We start from the raw sequence: 15174 nt of genomic DNA, 5'->3' as shown, positions 1-15174 counted from the left end.
CCTTTTGCATTATACGCGATTGACGTTTATACTGCAAAACGGTTTTTAAGGCGAAAATGCTACATTTTGTTTGCTTATGCACCCGATTGAATATCCCTGCCAATCAAGTCCCATACTGGAAGAAAAGAGAGGAGCCCGTTCCATGACCAAGCCAAATCAAAAGACCCGCAAACGCGGGTTCCGTGTACGTAAATTGTTTAAAAACCTGTCTCTGCTCGCCGTGCTCGCCATACTTGCTACCGTTGCAGGATTGGTCTATCTATACGCAACCAGCCTTCCCCTAGCAGACTCTGATCGGAATTCCAGATTACTGGACAGTCAGGGTGAAGTCATCGCTACCTTCTCCGCAGGTGGCAAAGACTCTGTACCCGTTCAACTGGAGGATATCGCTCCAGATTTGGTCCATGCCACTCTGGCTGTAGAGGACCGCAAATTCTATAATCACTACGGGTTCGACGTGCAAGGGATGGGACGGGCTGTGCTCGTTAACCTCGAACATATGCAGATGTCGCAAGGTGCAAGTACATTGACTCAACAGCTTGCGCGTAACCTGTATCTATCTCATGAGAAAACATGGACTCGCAAAGCCAAGGAAGCCATGTACACGGCGCAATTGGAGATGAAATACAGCAAGGATGAAATTTTGCAGATGTATCTGAACGAAATCTATTATGGGCATGGTGCGTACGGAATCGAAGCGGCTTCACGAATGTATTTTGGCAAATCAGCGAAACAGCTGGATCTTGCAGAGAGTGCCATGCTGGCAGGAATCCCGAAAGGACCTACCTACTATTCACCCTATAACCATATGAAGAATGCCAAAGACCGACAGAAGATTGTGCTGAATGCCATGGCTGATATCGGCAAGATCACCCAGGCCGAAGCGGATAAGGCCTATGAGAAAATGCTTTCGTTCAAACCGGAGAGCGAGCGTAAAACGGTGGAAAGCGCCCCGTATTTCCGTGACTATATCCGGAATCTGGCCATCAAAGAGTTGGGAATCAGCGAAGCGATGCTGGATCATGGGGGATTGAATATCTACACCACCCTGGATCTGCGTGTACAAAAAGCAGCGGAAGACGCCATAGCGAAGGGTATGGATGCCAAAAGTGAGCTGGAGACGGCCCTCGTGTCCATCGACCCTCGTACGGGCTACATCAAAGCCATGGTAGGCGGCAAGAATTACCGTACCAATCAGATTAACCATGTTCTAGCGACAACGCGCCAGCCAGGTTCGGCGTTTAAACCGATTATGTATCTGGCAGCCCTGGAATCCAAGCAACTCACCAGTGCATCCATATTTAACAGTGAACCTACCCTTTTTCACTATGACAATGACCGCAAAACCTATAAACCCGGCAACTTTGGAGACAAGTATCTGGGTGAGATTGATCTAAGACAGGCGATCGCCGCTTCAGACAATATTTATGCGGTGAACACCATTATGCAGATCGGTCCTGAGGAGGTTGTGAGTATGGCAAAAAACCTTGGCATTACAAGCAACCTGAGCGCCGTACCTTCTCTTGCACTGGGAACGTCACCTGTCAGCCCGCTGGAGATGGCATCGGCCTTTTCCGTCATTGCTGCTGGTGGACAACGGACGCCACCTGTAGCCATTCTACAAGTGACAGATGCCGCAGGACGTGTGCTCTATGAATCGCCTCAGACGAAGGCTGAGACCGTTGTGGAACCTGCGGCAGCTTATGTACTGACTCGTTTAATGGAAAGTGTCTTCGAAAATGGAGGAACGGGCAACCGGGTGTCTAAGGCGATCAAACGACCGGTTGCGGGAAAAACGGGAACAACCAACATGGATGCCTGGCTCGTTGGATTCACACCGGAGCTCTCCACCGCGGTATGGGTTGGGTACGACCAAGGCAAAGCCATCTCCACTTCGGATGGCCGCCGGGCAGCGCCGATCTTTGCCCAGTTCACAGAACAGGCCCTTGCGAGCGTACCACCCAAAATCTTCACCGTGCCTGATCATGTCGTAAGTGTCTATATTGATCCGGAATCCGGCAAGCTGGCAGGAAACGGTTGTGAAGAGAAACGATTGGAAGTTTTTATTGATGGTACTGAACCGACAGAGGTATGTCATGGTACGACGGATGATTTGGATTCTGGAGAAGATGAGAAGACCCGTCAGGTACAGAATCAACAAGGCATACAGGAAGAGAAACATTCTTGGTGGGGAGATTTCAAACGTTGGTGGGTAGAATGACGTAAATGGGCGATGACTTAGTTGCGTCACCTATAACCCCTGGTTATATTGAACAATTGGAAGTTCACTTCGGATGAAAACTCATAATTATTCAGATCGATGTATACGATTAATACACAAGCAAAAGACCCCCAACCGAAATTTCCGGTTAAGGGGCCTTTTGCTTTTTTTCTTTTAGACTGTGTTAAAAGATCTGCCTTAGGCGAGTGCTTCCTTCAATACATCTGGAGAAGCATTCCACCAGTCTTCATTGTGTGAGATCAGCAGTGTCTTAAGTGCAGCTCGAGCTTCAGGTCCAAGCTCATCCAACATGAAGCGACGCTTCAAGGCATAATCCATGCGATTCACATGTTCCGCCAGCAGTTTCCATCCACGTCTTGCTTCTGTATCAATCCACATCTCACATGCCGTTGCTCCACCATACAGTTGGCCTTCCTCCGTGCGATCGACAGCTACCCATACCAGCCATACCTGGCGTCCGTTGGGTACATCTTCACGATTGGTTGAGAACTTGATATTGCGTTCCACTTTGCTCTTCGCATGCATCGCACCGATATCGATTTTGGCTTCGCCATTATCAATAATGACCGGGGAAAGGTTATTCAGCTCAATGGAGCCTGCACCGAAGCCTTTATGCTTGCTTTTTGCACTAACGATATTCAAGGCAATCTGTTTTTTGCCGTTTTGCTCGTTTTGGTCCATGTTTATAACCTCCAAGGGTTGATACAAATATTTTAACTAATAATTGTCCCATTGCAAACATATACATGCTGTAGATGCTTGTCAACGGGAGGTATTTAACGATGATTCCACGACGCGCCAAGAGCTGGCTCACTGCATCCCTGGCCCTGTGTGTACTTGCCGGAGGGATATGGATCACTCTGGGTTATAATCGCTCAACTCATTCCGAATTGCCAGTACTCGCCCCCGAATCGGGCAAGCCTAAGGCAATAGCCCCAACGCCAGCACCTCCAGAAAGTGTACAGACCCCTACTGCCGAAGTGTACAGCAACCGTGTTGTGGAATATCACATGGATGTAAAACTGGTCGAAGGGAATGTACTGGAAGGGACTCAGACGATTACCTGGACACATCCAGGTAAAAAAACCGTCAGCGAGCTTTACTTTCATATGTATCCCAACGCCTTCTCTTCTGCTGACACCACCTTTATGAAGGAATCCGGTGGAAAGCTTCGGGGTGATGTCATGCCTACCAATGGTTATGGCTCCATGAACATTACCGAAATGAAAACGGAGGACGGGCTCTCTCTGCTGCACCGGATGCAGTATGTGCAACCAGATGACGGAAATATCAAGGACACCACCCTCATTAAAGTACGCTTGCCCAAACCCGTCAAAGGCGGGGAAAGCATCACGCTCCACACCCGATTTGAAGTGAATCTGCCGAAGATTTTTGCCCGGATGGGAACTGCTGATCATTTTGTCATGGCAGGTCAATGGTTTCCCAAATTAAGTGCCTATGAACCTGTGGGCAGACGTGGACGAGCAACGGAAGGCTGGAATCTGCACCAGTACCATGGCAATTCAGAGTTTTACGCTGACTTCGGTATATATAGTGTGCGTATTCGGGTGCCTGAAACATACAAAGTGGCTGCTACCGGATTTCCGACGCAGCAAGCCGTGGTGAAGAATGGAGAAAAGGTCTATCAATTCTATGCCGATGATGTGCATGATTTCGCCTGGGCAGCCTCACCCGATTTTGTGTACGCCGAGGAACCCTTCTCTGCACCCAATGTGCCTGGTGTACGAATCAAGTTATATCTGGACCCAGCTCATCAGGATCTGAAAGAACGTTATTTCTACGCCGCGAAGGCCGCTCTAGCCAATTATAGCAAATGGTTTGGCCCATATCCTTATGCTACCTTATCCATCGTAGTTCCACCCAAAGCGGGGAATGGCGCTGGAGGTATGGAATACCCTACGCTAGTTACAGCCTTTGGAGCCGATGACACCACGCCAGGTTATGACCTGGAACGAACCGTAGTCCACGAGATCGGACACCAGTACTTCTACGGCATGGTTGCCAGCAACGAATTCGAGGAAGCCTGGCTGGATGAGGGATTCACCTCTTATGCAGAAGACAAACTGATGGAGCAGGAATACGGATTGATTCCGAATCTGCCGGTACAATCGGGACTGATTACTTCTCCGTCATCCTTAACACAAGAATCCTGGAAGTTCGATTCACAGAATGAGTATGCAGCCAATGTCTATACACGTGGCAAACTTGTATTGCTTGGTATCGAACATCAAGTCGGTGCCAAAAAGATGGAACGCATCCTCTCTACCTATGTGAAGAAGTACCGCTTCAAACATCCCACTTCGGCTGATTTTCAGAAAATTGTGGAACAAGTGACCCGCACTTCCTGGTCTGATTATTTTGATCAATACGTCTATAGTAACGGGATGGCTGACTTTGCTGTAGAGAAGATTCGTGTTACGCCCGTACAGAAAGACGGTCAAACATTGTACGAGTCATCCGTGACGATCGCAAAAAAAGGGAGTGATTACAACGCCGTTCCTATTCGCATTGCTTTTGAAGACGGGCATATCCTCACCAAGCAATGGAATGGCAAAGAAGATCGCATCACTTACAAATTAACTCACACATCCCCCGTATCCTGGGCCATGACCGATCCCCTGTACTCGATCGTGCTGGAGAACCGCCATATGAACAATTTCCTGAAATCCGGACTGGATGAGCAGACGAAGTCCCGCTGGAGCATGAGTGTAACCAAACTAATAGAAGCCATATTCGGAGGTCTGTCATGGTGAGGTGGAAACGGTGAAAGCGAAAATACGTGAAGGCTGGTTTCTCGTCCGTCAGCATATGTTCATTGCCGCACTCTTATTTCTTTATCAACTCATTTGGGGATATTTCTTCTATCGAATGGTACAATCGGCCGTCATCCCACTGCTCCTTCGCTATCCAGATGCTGATGCCGGTGAGCTGAGTACACTTTTGTTCAAAATGGAAAGTCAACTTAACCTGTCTACCCATCCGGAGGTTCATCGTTATCTATGGATTCTCGGGGGCATGCTGCTGGTTCGCATGTTGATCAGCCCCCTCATTCAGGCAGGACTGCTCTACTCACTTCAGCACTTTAATTCTACAGAAGAGCGCATCCCCTTTGTCCGCGGAATCAAAAATCTGTGGAAACCGATGCTGCTGCTCCACACCATACGTACATTATTGATACTTCTGCCCGCCTACTGGCTCATACCGAAGCTCTACTCGATTCTCATGGACGGATTTCATTCCCTTCAATTACTTTTACCTGGCATACCTTATGTTGCTGCCTGGATTGTATATGGTTGGATCATCCACCATGTCATACTCTATATGCAGTTCGGTGTTTCGGCACCAGAAGGAGAAGGCGGGGCTCACGGTACCCTCAAAGCACTCTGGATTGCACTGCGTCATCTCATCGCTGTAATCGGCATTGCATTACTGCTGGGCGGAGTACACCTGCTCGTCTTTGGGGCATTCACTACAGCCTCATGGTTATTAACTGGACTGACCGGACTTATACTACAACAGACGTATCCACTTGCCAGATGTCTATTGAGTCTGTGGAAAATATGCAGCCATTTCCGATTATGGCAGTCCAAAATATCCAAAGGCGAGAGCAGATAGTTTAAAAATTGTTACCATCACATGTTAAACTCATGGCCTAATATGTACTTATAAATAGGCAAACCTCAACCTTTCCCCGTCAAAGGTCGAGGTTTTTTTTGCTAAATTTGTTGCTAAACGTTGCCAAAGCCGTACTCCTCTGTTACAATAATCGCAGTGAGTTTTTAGTAACAACTTTGTAATCTTTACATTCATATTTGTAACTACTTAAAATTAAATCGTCATTTCTTGATTTCGCAGGTGCATAACTAGCATAGCCAAATTCCTGGCACCTGGGAAGCGGGGGAACCAGTTATGGGTGAATTGATCTTGCTACAGAGGGATCATAGGGGACCTTCAACCGAATCCTTAAGCTAACCTCGCAGGCATTGGAAGGGGAATATCTCTTGTTCAAGAAGAAATTAACCGCAGCTGTACTTAGCATCACATTCGCTTTATCGCTTGGTGCAGGTAGCGCATTCGCAGATTCAAAGATGGACACAGTAATTGATTCAGCAATGGGAACTACATACAAAAGTGGGGGAACAACGCTTAACGGCTTTGACTGCTCCGGATTTACCCGGTATGTATTCGACAAGTTGGGTATTGATTTGGCACGCCAATCCAGTTCCCAATTCGACATGGGCGATTCCGTATCCCGCATGGAAATGAGAGCTGGCGATCTGGTGTTCTTTAATACAACAGGTAAAGGCGTATCTCATGTAGGTATCTTTGTAGGGGATGGAAAGTTCGCACACTCCTCTTCTTCCAAAGGCGTTACGATCAGTGCATTGAGTGAAAACTATTGGGCCAATCGTTATGTTGGCGCAAAACGGATTATGAGCACGGACGCATATGAATCACTGGCCCTTGACTAGGGACAAGCTGAGCAACATGATGCTGTAACCATTAACCATACTGGAACGAAAGCAAGAAGCATAACAGAACCGCCCGGTACATTCTCCGCAGGAATGTATCCGGCGGTTTTTTTGTGCTTCAATCCTTATTCATGTTGCAAGTTATACTCGGGGTATATCCTGCGACATCAACAGGTTCATTTTGCGTTCGTTCGTCCGTGCCCTTATGATGTTTTTACCCATCCCGTTATAATATAAACGAAATTACCGGAACTTTTGTTTCATTTTTTTTCTTGGGAAGGAAGACTTGCTAAATGAACATCACTTTTGTAGAGTGGACAAAGAGTTCTGTTTCAAGGAAAGGAGCATGCAGGTGTATGAAGGAAACCCCTGTGACGTTTCACGTTGTACCCATGCGAGAAGAACATGCGGAGCTTATCTGCAGTTGGCAGTATGATCCGCCTTACAATATCTACAGCTGGCTCCCCTGGGAGCAGATGAAAGCTCTGGAAGTGGAATTCGGAGATGCACAGCTGCGGCAGAAGCAATATGCAATCGTCCTGGATCAGAACGATCGTATATGTGGGTTTGCTCAATACTTCCCACTTCAAGGGGTAACCCGGATTGGCCTTGGCATGCATCCAGAGCTGTGTGGTCAGGGTCAAGGGACAGCTTTTGTCACTGCCATTGTACAGGAAGCTATTCGCCGAAATCCCACGAATGAGATTGATCTGGAAGTACTCACTTGGAATGCTCGTGCCATTCAAGTCTATCTGAAGAGTGGATTTGTCACCCAGGATACATACGAACGACAGACCCCAAGCGGCTTGAAGCCCTTTCACTGTATGGTTTATGAAGGGCCTCGCGGTTAGAATCCATTGCAAAACAACCAAATTTGCCCCTTGTTATGTGATTAGTTCAAAAAATTCCCACAAAATGCTATGATGTCAGTACAGGTTCCGTTATAATGATATGGATAGTTTCAGGTTAGATGATCTTTCATTCTGGAGGGGACATAAGGGATGCACAAATGGATCATGAGCGGAGTATTTTTTGCAGCATGCGCTTTAGCTATTGTTTTAATGTTTACGCTTCCAGGGAAAGAAGAAGTGGCTGAAGAAGCCAAGCCAACCATGCCGGAAGTAACATTGGATGCCGGACAAGCTGAAGCACTGGTCAAAGCCAATTGTATCTCCTGTCACGGGGATCAGCTTCAAGGTGGCGTAGGACCTGCTCTGGCTAACATCGGTAGCCAGGATGATCTGGAGAAGATCTATTCTACAATTGTCAAAGGTAAAGGTGGCATGCCTTCCTTCAAGGGCAAGCTGCAGGATGAAGAAATTGCAAATATCGCCATGTGGCTGTCAGAGAAGAAATAATCTCTGCACACGCATAACAAAGAGGCGCTTAATCCCCTTTTGGGAGAATAAGAGCCTCTTTGTTATATCAATTATTAAGCCTCTGCGGCATGCTCAGCCAAAAAGGCCTCAACTTCACGTGCGGACGGCATCCCGGACTGGGCGCCGAGCTTTGTCACGGATAACGCGGCCGCACCCATGGCGAAGCCTACGGCCGCGTCCAAAGTCTCACCGCGCGCGAGGGCTACCGCCAGCGCGCCGTTGAAGCAATCGCCAGCGCCGGTCGTATCGACGGCGCTTACGGCGTAGCCGGGCGCACGGCACGCGCCGGCACGCCCTGCTTGTACGCGGCCACCAGGCGCCGCCGCGTAGACAGCCCCCTCGGGGCCGAGCGTCGTGACGACAGCGGCCCCGAGGGATGCGGCGAGCTCTGCGACCGCCGCATCTAGGTCTTCCGGCCGGAGATGATCCCGGCCGGTAAGCACGGCAAGCTCACTGCGGTTCGGCGTGACAACGTCGACGCACCGCAGGAGCTCCTGGGGCAGACCCGGCACCGCGGGAGCCGGGTTGAGCACCACCAGTGCGCTGCCTTCAGCAGCCAGTTGGGCGGCGCGGGTAACCGCTGGCAGCGGGATCTCCAGCTGTAGCAGCACCGCTGCGGCTGCAGTCAGGCTTTTAACCGTATCCGCCTCTTCCAGCATCTCAGGCACCACTTGCCCATTCGCACCAGGAATAACGATAATCCGGTTGTCTCCCCGAGAGAGCCAGATGGAAGCCGTCCCTGTTACCGTTTCTTCCAATATTCGAACCCGCGAGGCATCTGCACCACTTTCCGTCAGACTGTGCAGCAGACGTTCGCCAAAACCGTCCGATCCCACCGCGCCAATCATCGTCGTCTGTCCACCCAGACGCGCAGCGGCAACAGCCTGGTTGGCCCCTTTGCCACCAGCGAGATAATGCAGCTCCTCACCGCTCACCGTCTCTCCCTCTTCCGGAATTGTGTCTGTCTTCACCACAAGATCCATATTGAGACTGCCTACGACAGCAATAAGAGGTTGTTTCTGATTATAGTCTGACATGTATGGTTCACTCACTTCTGGCCGCGCGATAATAACCGACCTCGTTATTGCGACCTCATTTTGTCATAAGCTTCGTTATATTGCCCTGCTTCCTTGATATCTACAGATGTGATACCACCCGCATCCCATGATGTGAGACGCAGTGTAACCGTTGTATAATCAATTGTAATAAAAGGATGATGATTGAATGCTTCCGAGATCGCAGCGACCTCATCCACAAATGCAATCCCTTTCATGTAGTTGGAGAACACGAATTTACGTACAATCCACCGTCCCTCTTCCAGTTCCCAGCCTTCCAGCCTTCCCAGATGAGCTTCGACTTCCTCTTGCGAAAAAACCATGCGTTATCTTCCTCCCCATAGGATGGTACATTACAGACGTGAGTCCGTATAACCACCGACACCTTCGGCGCTATCAACAGCAACCTCAAAGGCCAGGCTCACCGCCATGCGGTTGGCCCATTTCACGACTAACATCTTACCACGGACAAGCTTCAAAATCCAATCAACTACATGGCATAGAACCAATAACCATAAGGCTTTGAGGGGAATTCCAATTCCATTTATACCCCTGAAAATGCATGTGAACACACTAAATTAAAGGTACAAATGTCAACTCTTCTTCCCCGATCAAAATATGAATGCGGTGCTGTTCCTTATCATGGATGACCACGCCACTTCCAACCGGAATAACGGACTCCTCGCCCAGCGCATAGAACAGATCCTCCGCCAACGCCTCATCCACTTCAAGTTGGTCAGATGCAGCCAGTCTCTCCCACTCTTCCGCGTCCATTTCAAAGAAAACATACCGATCCGGTATGCGTCCGATTGCCGTTGTCAGATCTGTCAAAATTCCTTCATAATCCCGTCCATGCTTTACGCCCATTGGCTTTTCACTCCTATTCGGCCCCTAAGGAGCGGATTTGATCTTATTATACCTGAAAATAGCCCTTAAAAAAAAAGGCCTTCTGGTCGATAAATACATATATGACCGTTTTAACTGTTTTAGCAACCGTAAGGAATGCCTAACATTGAACGGATTGCGGCCAAAAATTCGTCCGGAAGCCCGAACACAGCCGCTTGAAAGGATTCAATTTTATCTCATGGATGAGGTGTATGATGAACATTTCAACGATTATTGGACTAATTTTGGGGCTGGTCTCCCTTGTATTTGGTATGTTCTTGAAGGGTGCGCCCTTAATCAACCTGGTTAACAATCCCGCAGCCTACATTATTATCTTTGTTGGTACAGCAGGAACCATCTTTATCGCATTTCCGATGTCTGAAGTTAAAAAAATCCCTAAGCTTTTCGGGATTGTTTTCAAAAATCAAGTACTAATTGATCGCGTATCCCTGATCGGCACATTTATGGATTGGGCTTCCACTACCCGTCGTGAAGGTTTGCTTGCACTGGAATCAAAAGTAGAAGAGATTGACGATCAGTTCCTTCGTGGCGGTATGCGTATGATTATAGACGGCAACGATCAGGAATTTGTAAGTGATGTGCTTATGGAAGATATTCATGCTACAGAGGAGCGCCACCGTGGCAGTGCCTTGATCTTCGCTCAGGCGGGGATGTACGCACCAACGCTCGGGGTTCTCGGGGCCGTTGTAGGTCTCATCGCAGCACTTGCCGATCTCAGTGACATGGAGAAACTCTCCCATGCGATTGCGGCAGCATTTATCGCAACACTCCTTGGTATATTTAGTGGTTACGTGTTATGGCACCCGATGTCTAACAAGCTGAAACGGATGTCCAAGCAAGAAATGGAGATCAAGCTGATGATGGTTGAAGGACTGTTATCCATACAATCCGGTGTCTCCACCATCGCCATCAACCAAAAGTTATCCGTATTCCTGACACCTTCCGAACGTAAACAACTGGAAGAGAAGGAGGGATCACCAGGTGAAAAAGGCTAAGAAGCACGAACCACATGAAGAGCATATAGACGAGAGCTGGTTGCTTCCCTATTCCGACTTGATGACCTTGTTGCTCGCTCTGTTTATTGTATTGTTCGGTATGAGTTCAATCGATGCAGCTAAGTTTGAGCAGATGGCTTCCGCACTAAACAGTGCATTAAATGGAGGTTCCGGAATTCTGGACCATTCGTCCATGAATCCGGATACGCCAGGTGCTGATTTGGGTAAGAACAAACAGGAACCTACAGAAATCACCAAGAAAACACCAGCTCAGATTACAGATGCACAGATGGCTAAGAAAGAACAAGAAGACCTGGAGAAACTAAAAGAGCGACTCGACAAATATATCTCGAAGAACGGACTTTCAGACCAGCTGAACACCAAGCTGAATCAGTCTGAATTGAAGATCACCATCAGTGATAACGCCCTGTTCTCCTCAGGCCGAGCAGATGTGAAGCCTGAATCACGATCCCTGGCGAAAGCAATCTCAAGCATGCTGCAGGAGTTCCCTGAATATGAAGTGGTTGTATCCGGTCATACCGATAATATTCCCATTTCGAACAACCAATATAAGGATAACTGGGATCTAAGCGCAGATCGTGCGCTCAACTTCCTGAAAATCCTGTTGCTGAACTCGCAATTGGACCCTTCCAAATTCACACCAAGTGGTTATGGAGAGTATCACCCAATTGCCAGCAATGACACCAATACGGGACGGGCACAGAATCGCCGTGTAGAGGTATCTATCATTCGGAAGTATCAAAGTAACAATACAAATGTAAAAGCCGTTGGCGGAGGAAACTAGAGGCCTGCAGCGATTCATTAACCAAAGACCGTTCTCCAGGTACAAGGAGAACGGTCTTTTGGGTTTATATAAGGCTTATGCCTGGTTCATCTACATATTTCCTTACTATTCGGTATTATTGACTAGTCTTCATTAACTCTGCTTTCCGAAAAAAAGCCCTGCGCTCCTTTTCGGAAAGCAGAGCTTTAATCGGTTAAATTAGTCGAACTCGAACCAACTATTCCAGTGAATAGTCCAACAGACCGCCCAGCTCCGCTTTTTCAGCAGGGGTAAGCTCTCTCCATGAACCTGTCGCCATTTCTCCAAGATGGATGTTCATGATCCGAATACGCTTCAACTTACGAACCTCGTAACCAAAGGCACTACACATCCGCCGAATCTGACGATTCTTTCCTTCAGTCAGGATGATACGGAATACTCGATCCGTCATCCGGGTCACTGTACAAGGCAGGGTCATTTCACCCAGGATCTTCACCCCAGTGCTCATACCTCTAAGGAAACTCGGGGTTACAGATCGATCAACAGTAACGATATATTCTTTCTCATGGCGCCCTTCTGATCTAAGAATCCGGTTAACGATATCACCATCATTGGTCATCAGGATCAAACCTTCCGAGTCCTTATCCAGGCGCCCAATTGGAAAGATACGTTCATCGTGCCCGACAAAATCAACGATATTCCCCTGAATATGCTGCTCAGTTGTACTTGTGATTCCAATCGGTTTATTCAGCGCGATATATACATGTTTTCTCTTTTCCTTGATCGGTTTGCCATTAATTCTTACATCGTCGCCTTCTTCTGCCTGACTGCCCAGTTCAGCCTTAACTCCATTAATGGTTACCTGACCACTATCCACCAACTTGTCGGCTTCACGCCGGGAGCAATAACCTGTTTCACTAATAAATTTATTAATACGCAAAAGGTAATCTCACCTCATCTATTTCTCTTCATCTGTAAGTGTGTCATCTGTTACCTGATCTACCTCAATAACTTCCGGTTGTTGCTCGGAAGCAGGCAGTTCAATAATAACCGTTGTTCCCTTGTTCATGACGCTTTTAATATCCATCATGCCCTTATGTGATTGAATAATGCGCTGACTGACCATCAGGCCAAGCCCTGTTCCAGACTCTTTATTCGTAAAGAAAGGCTCCCCAAGCTTGGGCATCATCTCTTCCGGGATACCAATGCCTTCATCCCTGATCTCAATTCTGACGCGTTTCGACTGCTCGTCATGCTTGAGCTTGATATGGATGTTTCCTCCATTTGGCATGGCCTCCATACCATTTTTCAGCAAATTGATGAATACCTGCTTCAATTGGTTCTCTTCACAGTGTACCATAGCCGAATCGGATGAGGCACGCAGTACAAATTCTACACCATGCAGATGCGCCTGACTATCCAATAACGAGATGACATCGCCAAGAATAAAACGAATGTCCCGATTCTGAAAATGAACCGCCTGTGGTTTCGCCAGAATCAGAAATTCACCAACAATAAGGTTGATGCGATCCAGCTCCGATAACATCAGATCCAGATGACGATGATTCAGCTTGTTGCTCTCTTGCTGTAACTGCAGGAACCCTCGCAGCGTGGTCAGTGGATTACGAATCTCATGTGCCACACCTGCTGCAAGCTGGCCTACAGTTGTTAGCTTCTCAGAACGTCTCAGCAGCTCTTCCATCCGATTACGGCTTGTAATGTCCCTGGAGACGCTAATCAACGCGGTAATCTCTCCAGCCTCGTCTCGTACCGGAGCCGTACTGACACTGACCTCTACTCGGGTCCCGTCTTTCTTCATCCAAGTGGTTTCGTTGGACGTAATGGACATCCCCTCAACGAGTTGGGCATGCTGACGTTTCATTTCTTCTTCTGCCTCTGGCGGGATGATCTTCAGATTACGACCTTCCACCTCACGACTTCGAAAGCCATATAATTGTTCAAATGCGCGGTTAACCCGAAGCACTTTTCCTTCAAGATCCGTAATGTGAATGGCATCCGCTGTCTGATTGATAATGGACTCCAGATGTTCTTTCACCGCCCGATTCTCTTCATACATCTGTTTCAGACGGCTCGTATAATGGCCCAGATTACGAATCATGGCATTAATACGATTGGCCAGCTGGCCAAGTTCATCTTTCCTCTTTACTTTCAGACGGAAATCAAAGTGCCCGTCCGCTACATCATTCACTTTGCCCAGTATGGATTGGATCGGACGTGTAATATACCCTGCGAGCAAATAGCTGCCAAAGATCACAATCTCCAGCAAAACCAACGATATGGAGGCATGGCTCACCAACTGCTCAGATACCATGGAGGATATTTGCTTATAGTCCATGACAATACTGATCACATAGGAAGACTGATTGGGTGTGAAAATGGGAATAAAACTCTTCAGTACCTTCTGTTCGTGCGTTTCACTGACAAAAGATACATTTTGCCCTGTTCGAATGGCGCGCACCACAGCACGATGATCCTCATCCGTAGAACCATACTGGTATGTACCAAAACGAATCGGTCTGTTATTCAACTTGCTAAAGTTCGAATCTCTTCCGTCATCACCCATGTTCGGGCTACCAAAAGTCAACGGATTGATGCCTGTAATCTCCAGAATGGAGGGATTGACCTCACGAATTTTATTTAAAATCTCATCCGGACTAGAGATTTTCACATAGTCATCAACTTCCGTATTATTATAGAAGGGATTGATTATGTAGTTTCTCTTTCCATCATGGTAGTAACCCCAGATATCAATATCCGAAGGACTGGATGTCGAATATTCGAATCCATCTGACCAGAAATGCTCCAACTTCTGTCCTTGGGGAATCGTCACCTGTTGTTTTTCGAATAATTGCTTAAAGGCCTGATACCAATAAGTCATGGATTTGGTGGACAGCCCGATTTCTCTCGGATCTGAGGAGCGGTTAACAACGATGTCATCATCCGTCTGCTCCATTAACGAAATATGTGAGACGCCGACCTTTTGGCTCAAGCGTACAAGTTCTTCATTTGTGATATTATTAATATCCGGGTCCAATTCTTCCGCTGCCATGACAGCAGCAAGCCACAGATTGTTTCCAATCTGCCGTTTTACATAATCCGAACTGTATTGATTCTGTTCGACAGCAATTGCAATCTGCTTTGCAGTGAGCACCATCTTGGTTTCACTGTCCTGCCTCAGATTCTCTTCTGTAGTATAATAACTCAGTGCGATATTCAACACTAAAATAACGAGCACTGAGCACGACATAATCATGGATAATTTCGTTTTAATAGACAAGTTTTTTTGTTCACCTCTCGGC

General features: G+C 47.6%; 15 protein-coding genes and 1 riboswitch. Of the genes, 8 read left to right on the top strand and 7 right to left on the bottom strand.

The window, feature by feature from the left end; translation table 11 throughout:
- The first annotated feature begins 142 nt into the window (after positions 1-142).
- On the top strand, positions 143-2221 hold the full coding sequence (locus NST38_RS00550) for a transglycosylase domain-containing protein (RefSeq protein WP_076254834.1): 2079 nt from the start codon (positions 143-145) through the stop codon (positions 2219-2221).
- A gap of 198 nt (positions 2222-2419) precedes the next feature.
- Here the strand turns inward: NST38_RS00550 and NST38_RS00545 are convergent, their stop codons facing one another.
- Entirely contained in the window at positions 2420-2923 is a 504-nt protein-coding gene (locus NST38_RS00545; RefSeq protein WP_017691308.1) for a YwhD family protein, read from the bottom strand.
- A 101-nt stretch (positions 2924-3024) separates the two neighbouring features.
- Here NST38_RS00545 and NST38_RS00540 point away from each other — a divergent pair, with 101 nt between their 5' ends.
- The 5 genes from NST38_RS00540 to NST38_RS00520 all read left to right on the top strand — a co-directional run bounded on the left by NST38_RS00540 (position 3025) and on the right by NST38_RS00520 (position 8093).
- The gene (locus NST38_RS00540) at positions 3025-5016 is read left to right on the top strand and encodes a M1 family metallopeptidase (RefSeq protein ID WP_076254832.1); all 1992 of its coding nucleotides are present in this window, start codon (positions 3025-3027) and stop codon (positions 5014-5016) included.
- Between the two features lie 10 nt (positions 5017-5026).
- Positions 5027-5878, top strand: coding sequence for a hypothetical protein (locus tag NST38_RS00535; RefSeq protein WP_036607309.1), 852 nt, complete (start codon positions 5027-5029; stop codon positions 5876-5878).
- 245 nt (positions 5879-6123) lie between these two features.
- Positions 6124-6261: riboswitch (cyclic di-AMP (ydaO/yuaA leader) on the top strand.
- 3 nt (positions 6262-6264) lie between these two features.
- Positions 6265-6735: a C40 family peptidase gene (locus tag NST38_RS00530; RefSeq protein WP_036607285.1), complete on the top strand. Its 471-nt coding sequence runs from the start codon at positions 6265-6267 to the stop codon at positions 6733-6735.
- 356 nt (positions 6736-7091) lie between these two features.
- Positions 7092-7586, top strand: a complete 495-nt coding sequence (locus tag NST38_RS00525) for a GNAT family N-acetyltransferase (RefSeq protein ID WP_076254830.1) — start codon at positions 7092-7094, stop codon at positions 7584-7586.
- Between the two features lie 150 nt (positions 7587-7736).
- A complete protein-coding gene (locus tag NST38_RS00520; protein WP_036607288.1) occupies positions 7737-8093 on the top strand; it encodes a c-type cytochrome in 357 nt (118 codons plus the stop codon).
- Positions 8094-8167: 74 nt separating this feature from the next.
- Here the strand turns inward: NST38_RS00520 and rbsK are convergent, their stop codons facing one another.
- The 4 genes from rbsK to NST38_RS00500 all read right to left on the bottom strand — a co-directional run bounded on the left by rbsK (position 8168) and on the right by NST38_RS00500 (position 10036).
- On the bottom strand, positions 8168-9151 hold the full coding sequence (gene rbsK / locus NST38_RS00515; RefSeq protein ID WP_076254827.1) for a ribokinase: 984 nt from the start codon (positions 9149-9151) through the stop codon (positions 8168-8170).
- Between the two features lie 44 nt (positions 9152-9195).
- On the bottom strand, positions 9196-9492 hold the full coding sequence (locus tag NST38_RS00510; RefSeq protein ID WP_017691315.1) for a 4a-hydroxytetrahydrobiopterin dehydratase: 297 nt from the start codon (positions 9490-9492) through the stop codon (positions 9196-9198).
- A 30-nt stretch (positions 9493-9522) separates the two neighbouring features.
- Positions 9523-9678, bottom strand: a complete 156-nt coding sequence (locus NST38_RS00505; protein WP_167483873.1) for a hypothetical protein — start codon at positions 9676-9678, stop codon at positions 9523-9525.
- Between the two features lie 64 nt (positions 9679-9742).
- Positions 9743-10036: a hypothetical protein gene (locus tag NST38_RS00500; protein ID WP_074092938.1), complete on the bottom strand. Its 294-nt coding sequence runs from the start codon at positions 10034-10036 to the stop codon at positions 9743-9745.
- A 233-nt stretch (positions 10037-10269) separates the two neighbouring features.
- Here NST38_RS00500 and motA point away from each other — a divergent pair, with 233 nt between their 5' ends.
- Complete coding sequence (gene motA, locus NST38_RS00495) at positions 10270-11070, top strand: flagellar motor stator protein MotA (RefSeq protein ID WP_036607291.1); 801 nt, start codon at positions 10270-10272, stop codon at positions 11068-11070.
- Entirely contained in the window at positions 11057-11875 is an 819-nt protein-coding gene (gene motB / locus NST38_RS00490; protein ID WP_036607292.1) for a flagellar motor protein MotB, read from the top strand. Before motA ends, motB begins: the two co-directional genes overlap by 14 nt.
- 217 nt (positions 11876-12092) lie before the next feature.
- Here motB and rluF read toward each other — a convergent pair whose 3' ends face one another.
- Positions 12093-12794 (bottom strand): 23S rRNA pseudouridine(2604) synthase RluF, encoded by a 702-nt coding sequence (rluF, locus tag NST38_RS00485; protein WP_036607293.1) that lies wholly within the window; start codon positions 12792-12794, stop codon positions 12093-12095.
- A gap of 18 nt (positions 12795-12812) precedes the next feature.
- On the bottom strand, positions 12813-15152 hold the full coding sequence (locus NST38_RS00480; protein WP_047841153.1) for an ATP-binding protein: 2340 nt from the start codon (positions 15150-15152) through the stop codon (positions 12813-12815).
- Between the last annotated feature and the right edge of the window lie 22 nt (positions 15153-15174).

Origin of the sequence: Paenibacillus sp. FSL H8-0104, assembly GCF_038050215.1 — a bacterium.
GTDB lineage: Bacteria > Bacillota > Bacilli > Paenibacillales > Paenibacillaceae > Paenibacillus > Paenibacillus amylolyticus.
Note: the sequence above shows the minus strand (reverse complement) of the source record. Positions and strands in the feature narration are given on the sequence as shown.

Bases quoted from the DNA above. Each gene is read 5' to 3' on its own strand.
- NST38_RS00520 (WP_036607288.1), top strand. From the start codon at position 7,737: ATGCACAAATGGATCATGAGCGGAGTATTTTTTGCAGCATGCGCTTTA.
- NST38_RS00550 (WP_076254834.1), top strand. From the start codon at position 143: ATGACCAAGCCAAATCAAAAGACCCGCAAACGCGGGTTCCGTGTACGT.
- NST38_RS00540 (WP_076254832.1), top strand. From the start codon at position 3,025: ATGATTCCACGACGCGCCAAGAGCTGGCTCACTGCATCCCTGGCCCTG.
- rbsK (WP_076254827.1), bottom strand. From the start codon at position 9,151: ATGTCAGACTATAATCAGAAACAACCTCTTATTGCTGTCGTAGGCAGT.
- NST38_RS00545 (WP_017691308.1), bottom strand. From the start codon at position 2,923: ATGGACCAAAACGAGCAAAACGGCAAAAAACAGATTGCCTTGAATATC.
- NST38_RS00500 (WP_074092938.1), bottom strand. From the start codon at position 10,036: ATGGGCGTAAAGCATGGACGGGATTATGAAGGAATTTTGACAGATCTG.
- motA (WP_036607291.1), top strand. From the start codon at position 10,270: ATGAACATTTCAACGATTATTGGACTAATTTTGGGGCTGGTCTCCCTT.
- NST38_RS00510 (WP_017691315.1), bottom strand. From the start codon at position 9,492: ATGGTTTTTTCGCAAGAGGAAGTCGAAGCTCATCTGGGAAGGCTGGAA.
- NST38_RS00525 (WP_076254830.1), top strand. From the start codon at position 7,092: ATGAAGGAAACCCCTGTGACGTTTCACGTTGTACCCATGCGAGAAGAA.